The organism is Acinetobacter sp. A2, from assembly GCF_012371325.1.
Taxonomy (GTDB): domain Bacteria; phylum Pseudomonadota; class Gammaproteobacteria; order Pseudomonadales; family Moraxellaceae; genus Acinetobacter.
In genome coordinates, this window is the sequence record NZ_JAAZQX010000014.1 from 29834 (window position 1) to 50502 (window position 20669).

Here is a 20669-nt window from a genome sequence, read left to right on the forward strand (position 1 = left end):
TTTGTATGCACACTTCCACCACCAGTACTGCAATTTTAGAACCTTGGACTGCAGAACAACTGCAACAGGCAACACAAGGTTATTGGCTGAACGGACAAACACCACAGGGCGAGATTAAACGTATTTTGACTGATTCACGGCATGCAGAAGCAGGCGATGCCTTTTTGGCATTAAAAGGTGAGCGTTTTGATGCACACGACTTTGTGGCTCAAGTGGCGACCCAGGGCTGTTCAATGGCGATTGTCAGCCAGCCTGTCGACGCAGATATTTGTCAGCTCGTGGTATCTGACACCCGTTTAGCCTTAGGACACTTGGGTGCCTTTCGTCGTCAGCAACATCCACAATTAAAAGTGATTGCTTTAACAGGCAGCAGTGGTAAAACCACCACCAAAGAAATGCTCGGCAGTATTTTGTCACGTTTGGCACCGACCTTAATTACCCGTGGCAACCTGAATAATGATTTGGGAGTGCCGATGATGTTGCTGGAATTGAACACAAGCCATCAATATGCCGTAATGGAATTGGGTGCCAGTCATCAAGGTGAAATCGATTACACTTCAAACTTGGTGCAGCCGCATGTGGCAGGCATTATCAATATTGGTACGGCACATTTGGGTGAATTTGGTGGACGTGAGGGCATTTGTCGGGCGAAGTCAGAAATCTATGCACATCTTGCACCACAAGGTACTGCCATTGTGCCTGCTGCCGATGATTTTGCTGAACAGATTCAACAAGCCGTTCAGTCAGAACAGCGTCTAAGTTTTGGTGAAGGCGGTGATGTTTTTGCCACAGAGATTCAGTTGCAGCCACAATCGGCAAGTTTTTGCTTAAATACCGCACAAGGCACACGTCAGGTCAATTTACCTTTTGCCGGCGAACACAATGTACAAAATGCCACGGCTGCTGCAGCCTTTGCACTGGCAATTGGCGTGAGTTTAGATGATATTGTGGCGGGCTTGGAGCAAGCGCAAGGGGCCAAAGGCCGTTTAAACTTTATTCAGCAAGGCGCACATTTGTTCATTGATGACACCTATAATGCCAATCCAACTTCAATGCGTGCTGCAGGTGAAGTTTTGGCACAGCAAACGGGCGTGCGGGTCATGGTGATAGGTGATATCGGTGAGCTTGGCAACAGTGCGGCACAGCAACACTATATGCTAGGACGGGATTTAGTTTCTATTCGTGGCATTAATTTTGTGGTGGCTGTGGGTGAATTTTCACCTGCGACTCAAGAGGGCGCGCGTAGTACCCAATTTGGAAAAAAATTACAGGCCTTTGTAACGCAGGAACAAGCCTTGCCGTTTTTAATTGATCTGGTAAAAACACATCAACCTCAGTCCATGAGTTTCCTATTTAAAGGTTCTCGTTATACCCATATGGAAACGTTGATGGCTGCATTGATGGAGAAAATTTAAATGCTGTTATGGTTATTTGAACAGCTTGCGGGCTATCACAGTTCGTTTCAAGTGGTTCGTTATTTAACATTACGTTCATTACTGAGTGTATTGACTGCACTTGGCATTGGCTTGGTGCTTGGCCCTGTGATGATTCGTAAACTGCAAGCATTGAAATACGGTCAAGCAGTTAGTTCATATGCACCAGAAGGACATGCCAAAAAGATGGGTACACCTACCATGGGTGGGGTATTAATCCTGCTCTCGATTGGTATTTCCACGTTGTTATGGGCAGACTTATCTAACCCTTATGTCTGGATTGTACTTGCGGTCATGGTGATCTTTGGCGCTGTAGGCTGGGCGGATGACTGGATTAAAATTCGCTACAAAGACAATGCTGGCTTGCCAGCACGTAAAAAGTTCTTCTGGACTTCGGTGGCATCGTTAGGGGCAGGTATTGCGTTGTATGTGATTGCAACCCAACAGCCAAACCCTGCGCAAACTGCAGATATGCTGGATGTCTTGATCCCATTTTTTAAAGATTTCAGTATTCCATTGTCACTGATTCCATTGGGTATAGGTTTCATTATCTTTACCTATTTAGTTATTAATGGTGCCTCAAATGCAGTTAACCTGACCGATGGTTTAGACGGTTTAGCGATTATGCCAATCGTGCTAGTTGCAGCAGGTTTGGGTGTATTTGCCTACTTGGCGGGGGATGTTCGCTTTGCAGATTATTTACATATTCCTTATGTGAAATATGCCTCTGAACTGGTGGTGATCTGCGCAGCAATGATTGGTGCTGGCTTGGCATTCCTGTGGTATAACGCGCATCCTGCACAAGTGTTTATGGGCGATGTGGGCGCACTGTCTTTGGGGGCAATGCTGGGTACGATTGCTGTAATGGTACGTCAGGAAATCGTCTTTGCGATTATGGGCGGTGTATTTGTGGTGGAAGCCATTTCAGTATTCCTGCAAATTGGTTCACTGCGTATGCGCAATAAACGTGTCTTTTTAATGGCGCCGTTGCATCACCACTACGAAAAGAAAGGCTGGCGTGAAACCCAAGTGGTGATTCGCTTCTGGATTATTACAATTATGCTGGTGGTTTTAGGCCTAATGACCTTAAAATTACGCTAAGCCAAAAGAACCGAAAAACCTTGAAAAGTCGGCACCTGCCGACTTTTTTATGCCGCCTGCTTTGGAGAAAATCATGAATCTGCTGATGTGTCCTGTGTGTCGTCAGGTCTTACAACTGCATGACAGAACGTGGCGCTGTGCCAGCAACCACAGTTATGATGTCGCGAAACAAGGCTATGTCAACTTGCATGTCGTGCAGCATAAACACAGTAAAAACCCAGGAGATACACCTGTTTCGGTACAGGCACGCCGTGCCTTTTTAAGTGCGGGGCACTATGCACCTTTGCAACAGGCAGTGGTACAAAAATTGCGTGAACTACGTATAGAAAATCTGTTGGATATTGGCTGTGGCGAAGGTTATTACACTGCAGCTATGCAAGCTGAAGTCATGCAATGTGTAGGGGTAGATATTGCCAAAAATGCAGTACAAGTGGCGGCTAAACTGAATTCAGAAGTGACTTGGGTGGTGGGTACAGGTGCAACTTTGCCTGTGTTGGATCATTGCATTGATGTTTGCAGCAGTTTGTTTAGTCCAATACCTAAGCAGGAAATTTTACGGGTACTCAAGCCACAAGGTTATTTGCTGGTGGTTACGCCAGCGCCTGAACACTTGCTGACCATGCGTCAGGCCTTGTTTGAAGATGTCAAACCGCATGAGCCTGAAAAATTTGTTACTCAATTACAAGATGCTTTTGAATTGGTGGATGCCAGTGTGGTGAAGACACCGTTACAGCTCAGTCAAACAGATTTAAAACATTTGATTGCGATGACACCTTATGCCTATAAGGCCAAACCTGAGCGTCGTCAGGCATTAGAGCAACATGCTCAATTTGAACTATCTGCACAACATCAAATTTACCTGTTCCAAAAAAAGTAAGCGCTAGGTTTTAAAAATCGGGCTGCTATTTAAGTCCAAGCTGTGCTCATAAAAAAGCCCTCATCATTGCGAATGAGGGCTTTTTGCTAGCTGATGGTGTCTGTGCTTACAAGACTTCATCAATTAAGTTTTCCAAAGCATCGGGTGCAGGTTTTGGTGCAGGCGTTGGTTTAGTCGGTGTATTTTCTGGCGTTTGCATCGGTGGTGGCGTATTGTTGTCTGGTATCAACACTTCCTCGCCTGGCAAGTCATCAAAATCACGTTCAGGTGCACGTACCGGTGCAGCAGGTGCAGGGCGATACAACGGACGTGCCAGAGGTGGAGAGGCGCGATAATCTTGTTGCTGTTCTGCGGTCAGTTGATTCAGCTCACGCTGTGGTGCTTTGGCTTTGTTGTCCAAGCTTACCCAAGCTTCAGGTGTTCCTTTGAGCGCATTGCCCATAAAGTCCGTCCAAATTGGTAAAGCAGCCACACCGCCGTATTCACGACGACCTAAAGTGGTCGGTTGGTCAAACCCGACCCAGGCCACAGTCACCAGCTTGCTGTTAAAGCCCGCAAACCATGCATCTTTGGCATCATTGGTGGTTCCTGTTTTGCCGCCAATATCACCACGGCCAATTCTGAGCGCGGCACGACCAGTGCCGTGTTGAATCACATCACGTAAAATGTTGGACATATCATAGGCAGAACTAGATTTTAAAATACGCTGTGCTTGTTTGTACTGACTGCGTTCTGCCAAAATTTTTGAATCTTGCGCAACTTCTGCCTCTGCCAATTTTTGATTGGTGACTTCAATCACTTCATCATCAGGGGTTGTGGCTTCGGCACTTTCTATGGTTTGTTCTTTGGCATTAATACAGGCAATGCAGGCATATTCAGGATTAGCTTGGTAAATCACCTTGCCATAGGCATCTTCAATGCGGTTAATGAAGTGTGGCTGAATACGGTAACCGCCATTGGCAAAGGTGGCATAACCTGTCGCCATTTGAATAGGCAAGACTTGTGGTGTGCCTAATGCAATGGTGTAGTTGCGCGGAATCTGATCTTCCTGCAAACCAAAATCCATAAACAACTGACGGGTACGTTCAATCCCAACGTCCTGCAATAAACGTACAGATACCGTGTTACGTGATAAATACAACGCGCGACGCAATGGTATCATACCCAAATGGCGACCATCGGAGTTACGTGGCGACCATTTTCCAATGGTAATCGGGCTGTCATTGACCATGGTGTGTGGGGTCATGCCACGCTCTAAAGCCAGTGCATAAACAAAGGGTTTAATGGTAGAACCTGGCTGACGCCAGCCTTGTAAGGTGCGGTTAAATTTAGATTGATAGAAATTATAACCACCGACCAACGCTTCAATAGCACCGTTGTTGGGGTTGATTGCAACCAATTGTCCTTGCACTTTGGGTACTTGAACCAAGGCCCATGCAGTTTTATTGTCATTTGGACGTAAACGGACAATATCTTTGACTTTTACAATCTGTGATGCACGACTTGGCGCATTGCCTACACTGTTGGCATTGCGGTAGGGACGTGCCCAAGACATTCCAGACCAAGGTACCGTTACAGTTGAACCATCCTGCATTAAGGCTTCAAAAGAATTGTTTAGCACTTTCGTGACTTGGGCTGGGTAAGTATTGGCATAGGCACGAAATTCTGTCAGAGGCTTGTCATGCGCTTCAGCGCCACGCCAGCCATGTCGACGGTCATAGGCCTCCAAACCTTCCTGTACGGCTTGTTCTGCGTACATTTGACGCTTGCTGTCTACTGTGGTGTAGACTTTGTAGCCAGAATCTACCGCTTGTTCACCAAACTTTTTCACCAATTCTGAACGAACCATCTCGCCAATATATGGATGTTTATTGCTGATACTGCGATCAGGCATATCTAGATTAATGGGTTCAGCAATCGCTTTTTGGTACTCATTTTGGTTGATATACCCTAATTGCAACATGCGTCCTAAAATCCAGTTGCGACGCTCTAAAGCACGTTCAGGATTGACGACAGGGTTATAGCGTGATGGTGCTTTGGGTAAACCTGCAATCATTGCCATTTGTGCAATAGAGAGTTCTTCTAAGCTTTTGTTGTAATAAATTTTTGCAGCTGCCGCGATACCATAAGCATTTTTACCCAAAAAGATTTTATTGACGTACAAGGTCAAAATTTCTTCTTTACTCAGGTTCTGTTCAATTTTTCGTGCTAAAAAAATTTCGGTCAGTTTGCGTTTTAGGGTGCGTTCAGGGCTTAAATAATAATTTTTCGCAACTTGCATGGTAATGGTAGAGCCACCTGTTTGCACATTAGAGCCCGTTACCGCTTCACTCACAGCACGCCCAAGGCCTTTGAAGCTAATACCACTGTGTTCAAAGAAGGCAGAATCTTCGGCAGCCAAAAAAGCTAAAATAAATTTTTCAGGAATATGTTCGTAATCAACAGGTACAGAAAGTTTGCCACCGTACTCCGCAATCAGCTCATTATCGGCACTGTAAACCTGTAATGGCTTTAGTAATGGTGCTTTTTTTAAGGTGGTCATTTCTGGCAAAGATGGGGCAATATAGAGATACATGCCATAGAAACCCATCGGTATTGCGACCAAAATTATAATAATGATCAAAAAAAATGGATGAACACGACCCGAACAAGATAGCTTTTTCATAACAAGTGCGTTTTAATAAGCGCTAATAGCAAACTAATTGCTGGTCAGTATAGCGAGTAGATTTACGGATTGTTAGATGAATTATTGTATCCGTAAAAAATTATAGACCAGCGCAGATTAGTAGGTTAAATTTTTTTGGGGATAAAAAAATAATAGGAATGGTACTATTGTGCGTAGGTTATATCGTAAGCCAAGTAAGGGGTTAATAGGTGTAGATATTAGTTCTACTTCTGTTAAGTTATTAGAACTCTCTGTTAAGAATGGGAGATATTGGGTCGAAAGCTATGCGCTGGTCCCTCTTCCAGAAGGCAGTGTGGTCGAAAAAAACATTCTCAATCCAGAAGCAGTCGGGGATGCGCTTGAACGTGCATTGAACTTAGCAAACACGCAATCTACATCTGCAGCCTTAGCAATTCCAACATCAATGGTAATTACCAAAATCATTGAAATGGATGCAGATATGACTAGCGATGAGCGTGAAGTTCAAATTCGTATGGACGCCGAGCAATATATTCCATTCCCATTAGACGAAGTCAGTCTGGATTTTGAAGTTTTACCAGATCGCTTAGCCAATCCAAACCGTGTCAATGTGTTACTGGTGGCCACCCGTTTAGAAAACGTGGAAGCACGAGTTGAAGCATTGGATTTAGGTGGATTGACCGCCAAAATTGCTGATGTTGAAAGTTTTGCAATTGAAAATGCCTTTAAAGTGTTCTCCGATACCCTGCCTATGGGTGTGAACACAATTGGTATTCTAGACATTGGTCACACCATGACCACATTGTCGGTTCTGCAAAATAACAAAATTATTTACACCCGTGAGCAAACCTTTGGCGGCAAACAGCTGACTCAAGAAATTCAAAACCGTTATGGTTTATCGTATGAAGAAGCGGGACGTGCCAAAAAGAGCCGTACCTTGCCAGATGATTACGACGTTGAGGTGTTAGAACCGTTCTTGGAGGCTGTGGTACAACAAGCCGCACGTTCATTGCAGTTCTTCTTTTCATCTTCACAATTTAACGAAATTGATCACATTTTATTGGCAGGGGGGAATGCCAATATTCCAGGTCTTGCGAAATTATTGCAGCAAAAACTGGGCTACCGTGTGACCATTGCCAATCCATTCTTGCAAATGGGCTTCTCTCCACAAATCGACATTAAAAGAATTGAAAGTGATGCACCATCCTTGATGGTGGCATGTGGTTTAGCAATGAGGAGTTTTGATTAATGGCAAAGATTAACTTACTCCCTTGGCGCGATGAGCTAAGAGAAAAACGTAAAAAAGAATTTATTGTATTTTGTGTTGCAGCAGCTGCTGTAGGGGTGTTGGCTGTCGCATTGGCGTGGTTTTTCTACAATGCAAAATTGGCAGATCAAGAACAAGCCAATCAATTGGTTATCAGTACCAACCAAAACCTAGATGTACAACTAAAATCTTTGGAAGGCTTACAAGAACAGCGTAATGCAATTGTAGAGCGTATGAAGCTGATTCAGGGCTTACAAAGCCAACGTCCAATTGCGGTACGTTTGGTGGATGAGCTCGTGCGTGTGACACCAAGCAATATGTATTTGACCAAAGTGACGCGTACTGGCAATAAATTTACCTTTGAAGGCAAGGCAGAAAGTCCAAATACGGTTGCAGAATTTTTACGTAATTTGGAAGCATCGCCGTGGTATCGCAATGCATTTATGAATTCATTCTTAGCCAAAGAAGAAAATAAAGATAAAGCACCAAGTTCTGTAGTTCCTCGTGTTGAGGAAAGTTATGGCACATTTGTGGTGACTTCTGATTTAGAAGAAATCGCAATTCCAGTGACCGCTACAGATCCTAATTCAACATCAGCAGCGGGGGCAGCACAATGAGTCTCGATGAATTTGATGAAGTAAATCAGGAAGCTGCTGTTGCTCCGAAAAAGAAAATGACCGTTGAGAAGTTTTTTCAGCAGTTTAATACCCTTGATCCAAATAACTATGGTGGTTGGCCACTTTCGGTCAAAATTACCTGCTGGATTTTCATTATTTTCTTAATTGCGGCACTAGGCTATTTTGTCGTAATTAAGCCGAAGTTAGATGCCATTGCTGCAGCGCATGCACAAGAACAGAATTTATTAAACGAGTTCCGTGAAAAAGATTCTAAATTGCGTAATTTGCAGCAATATCAAGCGCAATTACAAGAAATGGAAGCTAACTTTAACCAGCAGCTTGAGCAATTACCGAAAGAAACTGAAATTCCAGGCTTAGTTGAAGACATCAACGTAACAGGTGTTAATTCAGGCTTGAAGTTTAAAAACATTCGCTTAGAGAATGAAATTAAACAAGAGTTCTTTATTGAGCAGCCAATTTCGATTGAAGCAACAGGTGACTATCACGCTTTTGGTTCATTTGTAAGTGGTACTGCAGCATTGCCGCGTATTGTGACCATGCATGATTTTGAAATTGTGGCGACTGAAAATAAAGACAAGAAAACAGATATTCCACAAGTGACATATAAAGCGCAAGCGAAGACATATCGTTATGTGGGTAGTGCAGATACACAAACTGCGGCTAACACTGCTGGAGGGGCACAGTAATGAAAATTGAAAAGCTTTCGTTGGCTCTACTGGCAACTGTGTTAATGGTAGGCTGTGATTCTCGAATTGATGCAGTCAATGCACAAATGGCTGAAATCCGTAATCAGCCACCATTGCCGATTGAACCTGCCCCCGTGTTTGAGCCTGCGCCAACATTCAACTATGCAGCGCATCAGCTGAAAAGCCCATTTATGCCAAGTTCTTTGGCTGCTGAACTTAAAATTATGGCAGGGAAGCGTGTTTATCCGAACCTTGCTCGCCAGTTACAACCACTGGAAAACTACGCACTTGAATCACTGACCATGAAAGGTAGTATGCGTCAAAATGGTCAAATTTTGGCATTGATTCAAACACCAGATGGTGAGATTGAGCGTATCCAGCGTGGCAGTTATATGGGGGTAAATCATGGTCGTGTGGTGAACATTACACCAACGCAAATTGATTTAATCGAGATTATTCCAGATGGTCGTGAAGGTTATGTAGAACGTCCAAGAAGTTTGGTTTTAATTGGGCCTGCGCCATAAATTAAAGGAATAAAAATGAATAACAGTGTGAAAGATTTTATTTTTGGGGATGGTAATACAATGAACAATTTGTTCCGTCAGTTTTCAATGGGTGCAGTCGCAATGGCGGTGATGCAAGTGGCCAATGCCCAAGTGAGCATTACCAATATTGTACCAATGCAAATTCCAGGACAAGGCACGGAAATTCGTGTCATGTTCAATGGCTTACCACCACAGCCAGCGGCATATCAGTTGGAACAACCTGCGCGTTTGATTCTAGACTTTGATAAAGCACAACAAACGCTGAAACAAAACAGTATTGCAGTGGCGACCAAAGAAGCGAGTTCTGTAGAGGTCAGCTCAGATGCGCAGCGTTCACGTTTAACTGTGAACTTGGCTGATGCAGGTGCGTTTACGACACGTGTTGAAGGCAATACCTTTATTTTAAAGATCAACTCAACTACAGCCACACCTGTTGCAGCAGTGACTGCACAACGTAGCGCACAAGGAATTTCCAATATTGGTTTCCAACGTGGTGGCGAAGGTGAAGGTCAGGTGGTAATTGACCTATTGGGTAGCAACACCCCTGTAGATGTACAGCAACAAGGCAGCAAAATTGTCGTACGTACTTTGGGCAATAAAGTCCCTGCGCATTTGGCTCGTCGCCTGAATGTGAATGACTTTGCAACCCCAGTATCAACCATTGATGCGCATAATGATGGTAGCAATGGCGTGATCACCATTCAGGCTGCAGGTAGCTATGAATATATGGCCTATCAGGCAGAAGACAAGCTCACCATCAGCTTAAAACGCCCAGTTGATAAAAACCCGTTTAAGCCACGTGCAGCACAAAGCTACACAGGTAAAAAGATTTCATTGGACTTCCAAGATATCGAAGTGCGTCGTGTATTACAGCTGTTGGCAGACTTTACAGGCATCAATATGGTGGCTGCAGATACAGTACAAGGTAATATCACCTTACGTTTAAAAGATGTGCCTTGGGATCAAGCCTTAGACATTATTCTGAAAACCAAAAATTTAGACAAGCGCCGTAATGGTAATGTGATCTGGATTGCGCCAGTTTCTGAGTTGATTAAGGCGGAAGAAGAAGAAGCCAAAGCGATTGCACAAAGTGTTAAATTGGCACCACTGCAAACTGAATATATTCAGTTGAACTATGCTAAAGCCGCAGATATTGAGAAGCTTATTACTGAAGGTAAAAATGCATCACGTAGTGGTAGTTCAAATACAGGTTCTGGAGCTGACCCATTAGGTGATAGCGTGGGGAGCTTGCTCAGCCCTCGCGGTACAGTGTCTGTAGATCCACGTACCAATACCTTAATTATTAATGATACTTCAGCAAAAATTGATCAGATTCGTCAGATGATTGATTTGCTTGATGTGTCTGTGAAACAAGTGATGATTGAAGCACGTATCGTACGTGCAACCACAGATTTCACCAAAGAGATGGGTGTGAAGTGGGGTATCTTGTCACAAGGGATCACCAACAATAATCACTTGTTGGTGGGTGGTAGTGATACCACTTTGTGGAACTTGCGTGAGCCAGCAGAGAATAGCGAGTTAGGCGGCTATACTTATGATATTGAGCGTCCGCAAAACCTCAATGTCGATTTAGGTGTGACCAGTCCAGGTGCCAGCCGTATTGCGTTTGGTTTAATCAGTTTATCTGACTTTATGTTGGATTTGGAATTGTCTGCATTACAAGCCGATGGCTATGGTGAAGTGATTTCAACACCAAAAGTACTGACTGCAGATAAGCAAAATGCCAAAGTTGCATCGGGTACTCAAATTCCATACCAATCTTCTGAAGGTGGCGGTGTTAATGCTGTCTCGACCACAGAATTTATTGATGCGACTTTAAGTTTGGATGTGACGCCAAGTATAACGCCAGATGGCAAGGTGCAAATGCAATTGGATATCACCAGTGACTCACCAGGTGCGCCTACACCAACCGGTCAGCTCACGATTAACAAGAATGCAGTCAATACCAATGTCTTGGTAGATAATGGTGAAACTGTGGTCTTGGGTGGTATTTTTGAGCAGCAAACTGCCAACTCACAAACCAAGGTTCCGTTCTTGGGCGATATCCCTTATATCGGACGTTTATTCCGTAAAGATATCAAGTCAGATAACAAACGTGAGTTGCTGATTTTTGTTACACCACGAATTGTTAATGACAGTGTTTCAAGAAATCATTAATATATTTTCAATTTAAACAAAATTTATAGGTGACTCCTTGCTAAGCAAAGAGTTTGAAACCCTACCAAATATCTATTTGGTAGGGCCGATGGGGGCAGGCAAAACCACTGTAGGACGACATTTAGCAGAATTGTTAGGGCGTGAATTTCTAGACAGTGATCATGAAATTGAGCGTAAAACAGGTGCAACGATTCCCTGGATCTTTGAAAAAGAAGGGGAATCAGGGTTTCGTAGTCGTGAAACAGCGGTCATTGATGAGTTGACTACGCGACATAAACTTGTGCTGGCCACAGGTGGTGGTGCAGTAACTCAAGCCCCTAATCGTGAATTTTTAAAACAACGCGGTATTGTTGTTTATCTGTATACTCCTGTCGAAATTCAACTCCAGCGAACCTATCGCGACAAAAACCGTCCTTTACTTCAAGTCGAAAATCCCGAACAGCGACTACGTGATTTGCTTGCAATACGTGATCCGTTGTATCGTGAGGTAGCACATTATATTATTGAAACCAATCAGGGTGCTGCGCGAGATTTGGCGCAAAAAATCTTAAATACGATTGTTTCAGAGCAAATATCTTAGGTAGAAAGCGACTCTTTTCATGCAAACTTTACATGTTGAACTCGGCGATCGCCGTTATCCCATTTTCATAGGTAGTGACCTTCAACCCAAAGACTTATTGGCTCCTTATATTAAGGGGCAGCAAGTGATGATTGTCACCAACACCACAGTTGCACCCTTGTATTTGAGTCATTATGTGACTGCCGTTGAAGCACTTGGAAAGAAAGTGGCAACATGTATTTTGCCTGATGGGGAAAAATACAAAGATATTCAGCATTTGACCCTTATTTTTGATGCGCTGTTGGAAGCAGGCTTTAACCGTGATTGCACCGTGTTGGCTTTAGGCGGTGGTGTGATTGGTGATATGGCAGGTTTTGCATCGGCAAGTTTCCAGCGTGGGGTGTATTTTATTCAAGTACCAACCACCTTATTATCGCAGGTCGATTCTAGTGTCGGTGGTAAAACAGGGATTAATCACCCGCTAGGCAAAAATATGATTGGTGCATTTCAGCAGCCACAAGTGGTGTTGGCAGATATGTCTCAGCTGAATACCTTGCCAGAGCGTGAACTGTCTGCAGGTTTGGCTGAGGTCATCAAATATGCACTGTTGGGTGATCTTGAGTTTTTAACATGGTTGGAAACGCACATGGAGGCTCTGGTGGCGCGTGATCCTGTGTTGTTGGCAGAAGCGGTTTATCGCTCATGTGCGCATAAGGCTCGAATTGTCGCCAATGATGAAAAAGAACAGGGCGAACGTGCTTTACTGAATTTAGGTCATACCTTTGGGCATGCCATTGAGTCATATTTAGGCTATGGTGAATGGTTGCATGGTGAAGCTGTGGCAACTGGGATGGTGATGGCAGCAGATTTATCACAGCGAATGGGCTGGATTTCTGCAGCAGATGTGCAGCGTACAAAAAATATCATTGCACGAGCCAATTTACCGATAGTATGTCCGCAGATTCCACTGGACCAGTTTTTGGCTTATATGGCACACGATAAAAAAGTGCTGAATGGTCAATTACGTTTGGTCTTGATGAAGCAATTGGGTCAAGCCATCATCACCAAAGAGTTTGATCTAGAATTGATGAAACAGGCAATTTTAGCTAACCAAGTATAAAAGGCAGCTTATGACAGCACTGCGTACACACTGGCAAAAAATTCAACAGTCGATTTGGTTGCTGGGCGCAGTGCTGTGTTTATTGGCAGCCCTTATTTTCTGGGCAGTGACTGACCGTGAAGAACTGGTTGAAATTGAAAAACAGCCTGAGTCTGAAATTGAATTACAAATTCAGCCTGAAAAAGTGGCAGCAACAACTTACTTAGGTGGGTTGCTTGAAGAAGTTCGTCCATTGGAATTGACTACACGCTTAACAGCATCAGGTGTGCATGAAGCTGAATTTCGCGGCACAAAATTCATTCAGGAACAAAAGAATAACAGTAGCATTGAGCTGTTTCGAGTCAGTGACGAAAATGTCATTAAAAGCTTTATCAAAAAACAGTCTGAACGCAGTAAATTATTTTATATTCGTTTAAGTGGCGAGGGGCAGGCAGAACAATATGTGATGCTGTATGGCAACTATAAAAATAAACGTGAAGCCACTCAAGACCTTGCGAATTTACCTTTCCAGTTTCCTGAAACCATTCAGCCTGTTGTTGTGCAATGGGAAGATTATATTCCTTATGTGAATGACTTAGGGGCAGATGAGATGGGGCTAAATACCAAATTACATGCGGTAAATTTACGGCCTGCTGCTGTGCCAAAAATAGATGAAAGTGTCTTAACACGTCCGCGAGCGACACCAAATACAGCACCAAGTACCCAGCCTACTTCTCCGCAAAATAGCACCACCAGTACCACAATTACACGCCGTGATCAGGCAGGTAATGTAGTGGATGTGCAGCAATCTCAAAGTGGTACTGTCCCTGCTCAGGTTCAGCCTGATGCACCAGAATCTGAAGAAGTCCACGACCCTTTTAATTAATAATTTAAATTCTTCTCAGCTTTTTGCTGCAATATAGTAATTAAGCGACTACTTAAGCTTCAGTTTTACTCGTCTTTTTTATTTATTTTCAAGTTGAGCTATTTTGGCTCCATTGCACCAATTTGATCTAAAAAATTGATCATCCTGAATTAAAAATACGTTCTAAAATGGCGCAGCATGGTGTATAAAAATAATGAAGTGCACAAAAATAGTGCGAATTTATAGCAAAAATGTGAACTAACGACGATTTTTCTTGAATGATGCTGATGTTTAGCGCGTGTATAACTAAAAATTAAAGTTGGCATTGTTTTTGCTTTTATTGGTGCGTGAATTGAGTTGTTGTCCCTATTTTGGCGCAAAAAAGATTCAATGATTGTGCGAAACTGTCAAATTTGCCTGCTACATTAAAGTGTAAAAGTTGTGTAAATGATGAATGACACGTTTGAGGTTTAAGCCAAATCAGACTTAAACAAATGCGTGAAACTTCATTTACACAAGATTGATGTTTAGAGAAGTAAATTGAGTTAAATCGCAAAACTAGATTGTTTAATTGGCCCAATTGGGCAAGTAAAAGAAGGGTACGCTATGCACATGCCATCGCCTAATACTGTAGCTCCCGCTCAAGGTTTATACCAACCGGATGAGTTTAAAGATAACTGTGGTTTCGGTTTAATTGCCCATATGCAGGGTGATGCAAGCCATGATCTCGTCAAAACGGCTATTCATAGTTTAAGTTGTATGACCCACCGTGGCGGGATTGCCGCAGATGGTAAAACAGGGGATGGCTGTGGTTTGCTGTTGGCAATGCCAAAGCAATTTTTCCGTGAAGAGGCAAAACGCTTAAGTGACATTACCCTAAGCGAAATCTTTGCAGTAGGTACAGTGTTTTTAAACCTAGACCCTGCCTTGGCGACTCACGCTAAAAATATTCTGACTAAAGAAATTGAAGCTGAAGGCTGTAAAGTTTTGGCTTGGCGTGTGGTGCCAACCAATAATGAGGCATTGGGCGAAATTGCGATGCAATCTTTGCCTGCCTTTGAGCAAATTATTGTCAACTGCCCAATTGGCGTGACAGAAGTTGAGTTTAACCGCAAGTTATTCTTGGCACGTCGTCGTGCAGAGCAGCAATTAACTGCTGATCCGTATTTTTACGTGACCACCTTGTGTTCAACTGTGATCAGTTATAAAGGTTTGATGATGCCTGCTGCGATTGCAGACTTCTATACGGACCTTGCCGATGAGCGTTTGGCATCACATATTGTGGTATTCCACCAGCGTTTTTCGACCAACACCTTACCACGTTGGCCATTGGCGCAACCGTTCCGTTATTTGGCACACAATGGTGAAATCAACACCATTACCGCAAACCGTAACTGGGCGATGGCACGTACGCCAAAATTTGAAAACCCACTTTTACCAGGTTTAACTGAGCTGAAACCTATTGTGAACCGTACAGGTTCTGACTCTTCTAGCTTAGACAACATGCTGGAAATTCTGGTGGGTGGGGGAATGGATTTATTCCGTGCCTTGCGTATGCTGGTTCCGCCTGCATGGCAGAACGTAGAAACCATTGATGCCGATTTACGTGCTTTCTATGAGTTCAACTCTAAGCACATGGAAGCGTGGGATGGCCCTGCAGGTTTAGTCATTCAGGATGGTCGTCATGCAATCTGTATGCTGGACCGTAATGGCTTACGTCCTGCACGTTGGGTGATTACCAAAAACGGCTACATCACCTTGGCCTCTGAAATTGGGGTGTGGGGTTATGAGCCTGAAGATGTGATTTCTAAAGGACGTGTTGGTCCAGGTCAAATTTTGGTAGTCGATACCTTTACTGGCAAAGTGCTAGATACGCAGGATGTGAATAACCATCTGAAAAGAATGCGTCCTTATCGTGAATGGTTACGTGAAAATTCAATCCGTTTACAAGGTAGCCCAGAGCTTGAAGAATATTTATGTGATCACGGTTTAAAAGGCGATGCCTTAAAAGCTGCACAAAAAATGTTTATGGTGACCTTTGAAGAACGTGACCAGTTATTGCGTCCAATTGCAGAAAGTGGTCAGGAAGCTGTGGGTTCAATGGGGGATGACACCCCAATGGCGGTATTGTCGCGTCAGGTACGCCATGTGTCGGATTATTTCCGTCAGCAGTTCGCACAGGTAACCAATCCACCGATTGACCCATTGCGTGAATCTATCGTGATGTCTTTGGAAACCTGTTTAGGCCGTGAACAAAACGTATTTGAGCAAGGCCCAGAACATGCAGACCGCTTGATTATTTCAAGCCCTGTACTGACCAATTCCAAAATGCATCAGATTCGCACTTTAGGGCGTAAAGGCTATGAAATTGCCGACATCGATCTGAACTATGCAGAAAGTGAAGGTTTGCAAGCTGCTATTCAGCGTATTTGTGAAGCAGCTGCGCAAGCAGTGCGTGATGGAAAAACTTTATTGGTGCTTACCGATAAAAAAATCCGTGAAGGCTATTTACCTGCCAATGCCGTCATGGCCACAGGTGCAGTACATCACTACTTAATTCAAGTCGGTTTACGTACCGATGCCAACATTATTGTCGAAACGGGCTTTGCTCGTGACCCACATCAATTTGCAGTATTGCTCGGTTTTGGTGCAACAGCGGTATATCCATATTTGGCTTATGATGTGATCAATGACTTGATTGCCAAAGGTGAGTTATTGGGCGACCCAGTCTATGCACAAAGCAATTTCCGCAAAGGGATTGAAAAAGGCTTGCTCAAAGTCTTATCAAAAATGGGTATTTCAACTGTAGCTTCTTACCGCGGTGGACAATTATTTGAAGCGGTTGGTTTGTCTGCTGAAGTGGTGAATACCTGCTTTATTGGTGTACCGAGCCGTATTCAGGGCGCTACTTTTGCCGACCTTGAAAATGATCAGAAAAAACTGGCAGATACTGCGTGGAAATCACGTAAGCCAATTGATCAGGGTGGTTTGCTGAAATTTGTCTTTGGCAAGGAATACCATGCTTTTAACCCAGATGTGATCAATGCGTTACATAAAGCGGTACGTTCAGGCAATTATGCAGATTTTAAAGAATATGCAGAAATCGTGAACAATCGCCCTATTGCGACTATTCGTGATCTATTTAAATTGAAAACAGACAATTCAATTGCCTTAGATCAAGTTGAATCGGTTGAGCAAATCCTGCCACGTTTTGACTCTGCGGGGATGTCTTTAGGTGCTTTGTCGCCAGAAGCGCATGAAGCTATTGCTATTGCCATGAACACCATTGGTGGACGTTCAAACTCAGGTGAGGGTGGTGAAGACCCAGCGCGTTACGGCACAATTCGTAACTCGAAAATTAAACAGATTGCTTCAGGGCGTTTTGGGGTAACCCCTGCTTACTTAACCTCTGCAGAAGTATTGCAGATTAAAGTAGCGCAGGGTGCAAAACCGGGTGAAGGTGGTCAGTTACCAGGCGGTAAAGTGAATGGCTTGATTGCACGTTTGCGTTACTCTGTACCGGGTGTGACTTTAATTTCTCCACCACCACACCACGATATTTATTCGATTGAAGACTTGTCACAATTGATTTTTGATTTAAAACAAGTCAATCCACAAGCCATGGTGTCAGTAAAACTGGTATCTGAACCGGGTGTAGGTACGATTGCCGCAGGTGTCGCTAAAGCCTATGCCGATTTCATTACCATCTCAGGTTATGATGGTGGTACAGCAGCATCGCCGTTGTCATCTATTCACCATGCAGGTTCGCCATGGGAATTAGGTTTAAGCGAGGCGCATCAGGCTCTACGTGTGAATGATTTGCGTGGCAAAGTTCGTGTACAAACCGATGGCGGTTTAAAAACTGGCCTAGATGTGGTTAAAGCTGCAATTTTAGGTGCAGAAAGCTTCGGTTTTGGTTCAACACCAATGATTGCTTTAGGCTGTAAATATTTGCGTATTTGCCACTTAAACAACTGTGCTACTGGTGTAGCAACGCAGCAAGATCACTTGCGTCAGGAACACTATATTGGTGAACCACAAATGCTGATCAACTTCTTCACTTTCATTGCAGAAGAAACCCGTGAATGGTTAGCTGCACTGGGTGTTGCGAGCTTGAAAGACTTGATTGGTCGTACCGACTTGCTAGAAATTTTACCGGGTGAAACCGAAAAACATGCGCACTTGGATTTAAGTGCCTTGTTGGAATCGCACCCTGCGGCAGAAGGCAAAGCACAATATTGTCAGGTTGAAGGCAATGCACCGTTTGACAAAGGCGTTTTGGCTGAAAAAATGATTGCAGAAATGTTGCCTGCAATTGAAGCAGGTACAGGGGGCGATTATTACTTTAATGTGAGCAACTGTGACCGTTCAATTGGTGCGCGTATTTCAGGTGAAATTGCGCGTCGTTATGGTAACTTGAGCATGGAACACCATCCTGTCAAATTGAACCTTACGGGTACTGCGGGACAATCTTTAGGTGTTTGGAATGCAGGTGGTTTGCATATCAAACTTGAAGGCGATGCCAATGACTATGTGGGTAAAGGCATGGCGGGGGGACGAATTTCCATCTTCCCACCAAAAGGTTCGCCTTTCCAAACTCAAAACACAGCGATAATTGGTAATACCTGTCTCTATGGTGCAACCGGTGGTAAATTATTTGCTGCAGGTACGGCAGGTGAGCGTTTTGCGGTTCGCAACTCGGGCGCGTTTGCAGTCATTGAAGGCGCAGGCGACCATTGCTGTGAATACATGACAGGCGGTATTGTGACTGTACTTGGCAAAGTGGGACATAACTTCGGTGCAGGTATGACCGGTGGTTTTGCTTATGTACTCGATTTAGATAATGACTTCGTTGACCATTACAACCATGAACTCATTGAATTGAACCGTATCTCAACTGAATCGATGGAAGAACATAAAGAGTTCTTGTGCCGTATTTTAGATGAACATATTAAAGAAACAGGCAGTGCGTGGGCATACAAAATCCGCCATGAGTTTGATTTCTATAGCCGTAAATTCTGGCTGGTGAAACCAAAAGCTGCAAACTTGCAGACTTTGTTGAAAACCACCCAAGCAGATCCACAATAATCCACGACTCAGCATTCGGCAGATGTGGATAACTTTAGACTTATACCCAGCGTAAATGTCGCGTTATCCACATCCACCTACGGAGAAAGACATGGCAGAACGCCTACATAATGACTTTCAATTTCTGGATGTAGCACGCCAAGATCCAGAGAAAAAAGATCTCGATGTCCGCAAAAATGAGTTTGTGGAAATTTATAAACCGTTTACTGCAGAAGTGGCAGCCAATCAGACCCATCGTTGTTTGGGCTGTGGTAACCCATACTGTGAATGGAAATGCCCTGTGCATAACTACATTCCGAACTGGCTTAAACTAATTTCGGAAGGTCGTGTTTTTCAGGCGGCAGAATTGTGTCATCAAACCAATACTTTGCCTGAAGTTTGTGGACGGGTTTGTCCACAAGATCGTTTGTGTGAAGGCGCATGTACCTTAAATGATGGTTTTGGTGCAGTGACCATTGGCAATGCCGAAAAGTACATTAACGATACTGCTTTTGCCTTGGGCTGGCGTCCAGACATGTCGCATGTGAAATGGACCGATAAAAAAGTTGCGATTATTGGTGCAGGCCCTGCAGGTTTGGGCTGTGCCGATATCTTGGTGCGTAACGGGGTAAAGCCTGTCGTCTTTGACAAACGCCCTGAAATTGGTGGCTTGCTCACCTTTGGTATTCCAGAATTTAAAATGGAAAAAGACGTGATGAAACGCCGCCGAGAAATTTTTTCTGGCATGGGGGTTGAATTCCATTTAAATACTGAAATTGGTACAGATATCACGATTGAACAATTGCTTTCAGATTACGATGCCGTATTTATGGGCATGGGCACTTATACCTATATGAAAGGTGGATTTGCTGGTGAAGATTTAGATGGTGTTTATGATGCGCTGGATTTCTTGATTGCCAATGTCAACCGTTGCCAAGGCTGGGAAAAAGACCCTGCAGATTACATCAGTGTTGAAGGCAAAAAAGTGATTGTACTGGGTGGTGGGGATACTGCCATGGACTGTAACCGTACATCAATTCGTCAAGGTGCGCAGGAAGTGACCTGTGCTTATCGCCGTGATGAAGCCAATATGCCAGGTTCACGCCGTGAAGTGACCAATGCCCGTGAAGAAGGGGTGAACTTCTTATTTAACCGTCAACCCATTGAAATTGTCGGTGAAAATGGCAAAGTCACAGGTGTCAAAGTTGTGACCACGCAATTGGGTGAGCCAGACAGTCGTGGTCGTCGCAGCCCAGAGCCTGTTCCAGGTTCAGAAGAAATTTTAGCTGCCGATGCGGTATTGCTTGCTTTTGGTTTCCGTGCTAGCCCTGCAGATTGGTTTGCCTCTGTCAATGTTGGGGTAGACGGTTCAGGTCGTGTAGTGGCAGCAGAACAGCAAACATTTAAGTTCCAAACATCTAACCCGAAAATTTTTGCAGGAGGCGATATGGTGCGTGGTTCTGATTTGGTCGTGACTGCAATTTGGGAAGGTCGTCAGGCGGCAGAAGGTATTTTAGATTATTTAGAGGTCTAAACGAGTTTCTTTTGCTTGGATCTTGAAAGGGCTGAGTTTTAAGGAATTCAGTCCTTTTTTATTGGATATTTTATCCAGCTCATCTTCATGTGGAATACATTGCCATCTCTGATTCATATAAGGTTTAAGAGCTGAAACTTCAATATCAATTCAATCTGCTGTACAAGGTTATTTTT

At 43.8% G+C, this 20669-nt stretch carries 14 protein-coding genes; 13 read left to right on the forward strand and 1 reads right to left on the reverse strand.

The annotated features are described in order from the left end of the window. Window positions 1-5: 5 nt before the first annotated feature. The 3 genes from HHA43_RS07000 (at window position 6) to HHA43_RS07010 (ending at window position 3411) form a co-directional block, all read left to right on the forward strand. A complete protein-coding gene (locus HHA43_RS07000; RefSeq protein WP_168542200.1) occupies window positions 6-1415 on the forward strand; it encodes a UDP-N-acetylmuramoyl-tripeptide--D-alanyl-D-alanine ligase in 1410 nt (469 codons plus the stop codon). Next, a complete protein-coding gene (gene mraY / locus HHA43_RS07005; protein WP_168418907.1) occupies window positions 1416-2534 on the forward strand; it encodes a phospho-N-acetylmuramoyl-pentapeptide-transferase in 1119 nt (372 codons plus the stop codon). A gap of 73 nt (window positions 2535-2607) precedes the next feature. Next, window positions 2608-3411 carry a putative RNA methyltransferase gene (locus HHA43_RS07010; RefSeq protein ID WP_168542202.1) on the forward strand — a complete coding sequence of 268 codons (804 nt, stop codon included), beginning with the start codon at window positions 2608-2610 and terminating at the stop codon, window positions 3409-3411. A gap of 106 nt (window positions 3412-3517) precedes the next feature. Here HHA43_RS07010 and ponA read toward each other — a convergent pair whose 3' ends face one another. Further along, window positions 3518-6076 (reverse strand): penicillin-binding protein PBP1a, encoded by a 2559-nt coding sequence (gene ponA / locus HHA43_RS07015; protein ID WP_168542204.1) that lies wholly within the window; start codon window positions 6074-6076, stop codon window positions 3518-3520. A gap of 169 nt (window positions 6077-6245) precedes the next feature. Here ponA and HHA43_RS07020 point away from each other — a divergent pair, with 169 nt between their 5' ends. The 10 genes from HHA43_RS07020 (at window position 6246) to HHA43_RS07065 (ending at window position 20493) form a co-directional block, all read left to right on the forward strand. Further along, window positions 6246-7304 (forward strand): pilus assembly protein PilM, encoded by a 1059-nt coding sequence (locus HHA43_RS07020; RefSeq protein WP_168418910.1) that lies wholly within the window; start codon window positions 6246-6248, stop codon window positions 7302-7304. After that, entirely contained in the window at window positions 7304-7939 is a 636-nt protein-coding gene (locus tag HHA43_RS07025) for a PilN domain-containing protein (RefSeq protein ID WP_168542206.1), read from the forward strand. Before HHA43_RS07020 ends, HHA43_RS07025 begins: the two co-directional genes overlap by 1 nt. Next, a complete protein-coding gene (locus HHA43_RS07030) occupies window positions 7936-8646 on the forward strand; it encodes a type 4a pilus biogenesis protein PilO (protein ID WP_104852651.1) in 711 nt (236 codons plus the stop codon). The genes HHA43_RS07025 and HHA43_RS07030 overlap by 4 nt, the downstream gene beginning before the upstream one ends. Then, entirely contained in the window at window positions 8646-9170 is a 525-nt protein-coding gene (locus HHA43_RS07035) for a pilus assembly protein PilP (protein ID WP_104852650.1), read from the forward strand. Before HHA43_RS07030 ends, HHA43_RS07035 begins: the two co-directional genes overlap by 1 nt. Window positions 9171-9230: 60 nt before the next feature. After that, the gene (gene pilQ, locus HHA43_RS07040; RefSeq protein ID WP_168542252.1) at window positions 9231-11369 is read left to right on the forward strand and encodes a type IV pilus secretin PilQ family protein; all 2139 of its coding nucleotides are present in this window, start codon (window positions 9231-9233) and stop codon (window positions 11367-11369) included. Window positions 11370-11406: 37 nt separating this feature from the next. After that, window positions 11407-11949, forward strand: coding sequence for a shikimate kinase AroK (aroK, locus tag HHA43_RS07045; RefSeq protein ID WP_096901281.1), 543 nt, complete (start codon window positions 11407-11409; stop codon window positions 11947-11949). A gap of 19 nt (window positions 11950-11968) precedes the next feature. Continuing rightward, a complete protein-coding gene (gene aroB / locus HHA43_RS07050) occupies window positions 11969-13048 on the forward strand; it encodes a 3-dehydroquinate synthase (RefSeq protein ID WP_168542208.1) in 1080 nt (359 codons plus the stop codon). 10 nt (window positions 13049-13058) lie between these two features. Continuing rightward, the gene (locus tag HHA43_RS07055) at window positions 13059-13913 is read left to right on the forward strand and encodes a hypothetical protein (RefSeq protein WP_168542210.1); all 855 of its coding nucleotides are present in this window, start codon (window positions 13059-13061) and stop codon (window positions 13911-13913) included. Between the two features lie 591 nt (window positions 13914-14504). Beyond that, window positions 14505-18980, forward strand: a complete 4476-nt coding sequence (gene gltB / locus HHA43_RS07060) for a glutamate synthase large subunit (protein ID WP_171525715.1) — start codon at window positions 14505-14507, stop codon at window positions 18978-18980. A 91-nt stretch (window positions 18981-19071) separates the two neighbouring features. Beyond that, window positions 19072-20493, forward strand: coding sequence for an FAD-dependent oxidoreductase (locus HHA43_RS07065; protein WP_168542214.1), 1422 nt, complete (start codon window positions 19072-19074; stop codon window positions 20491-20493). The last annotated feature ends 176 nt before the right edge of the window (window positions 20494-20669 follow it).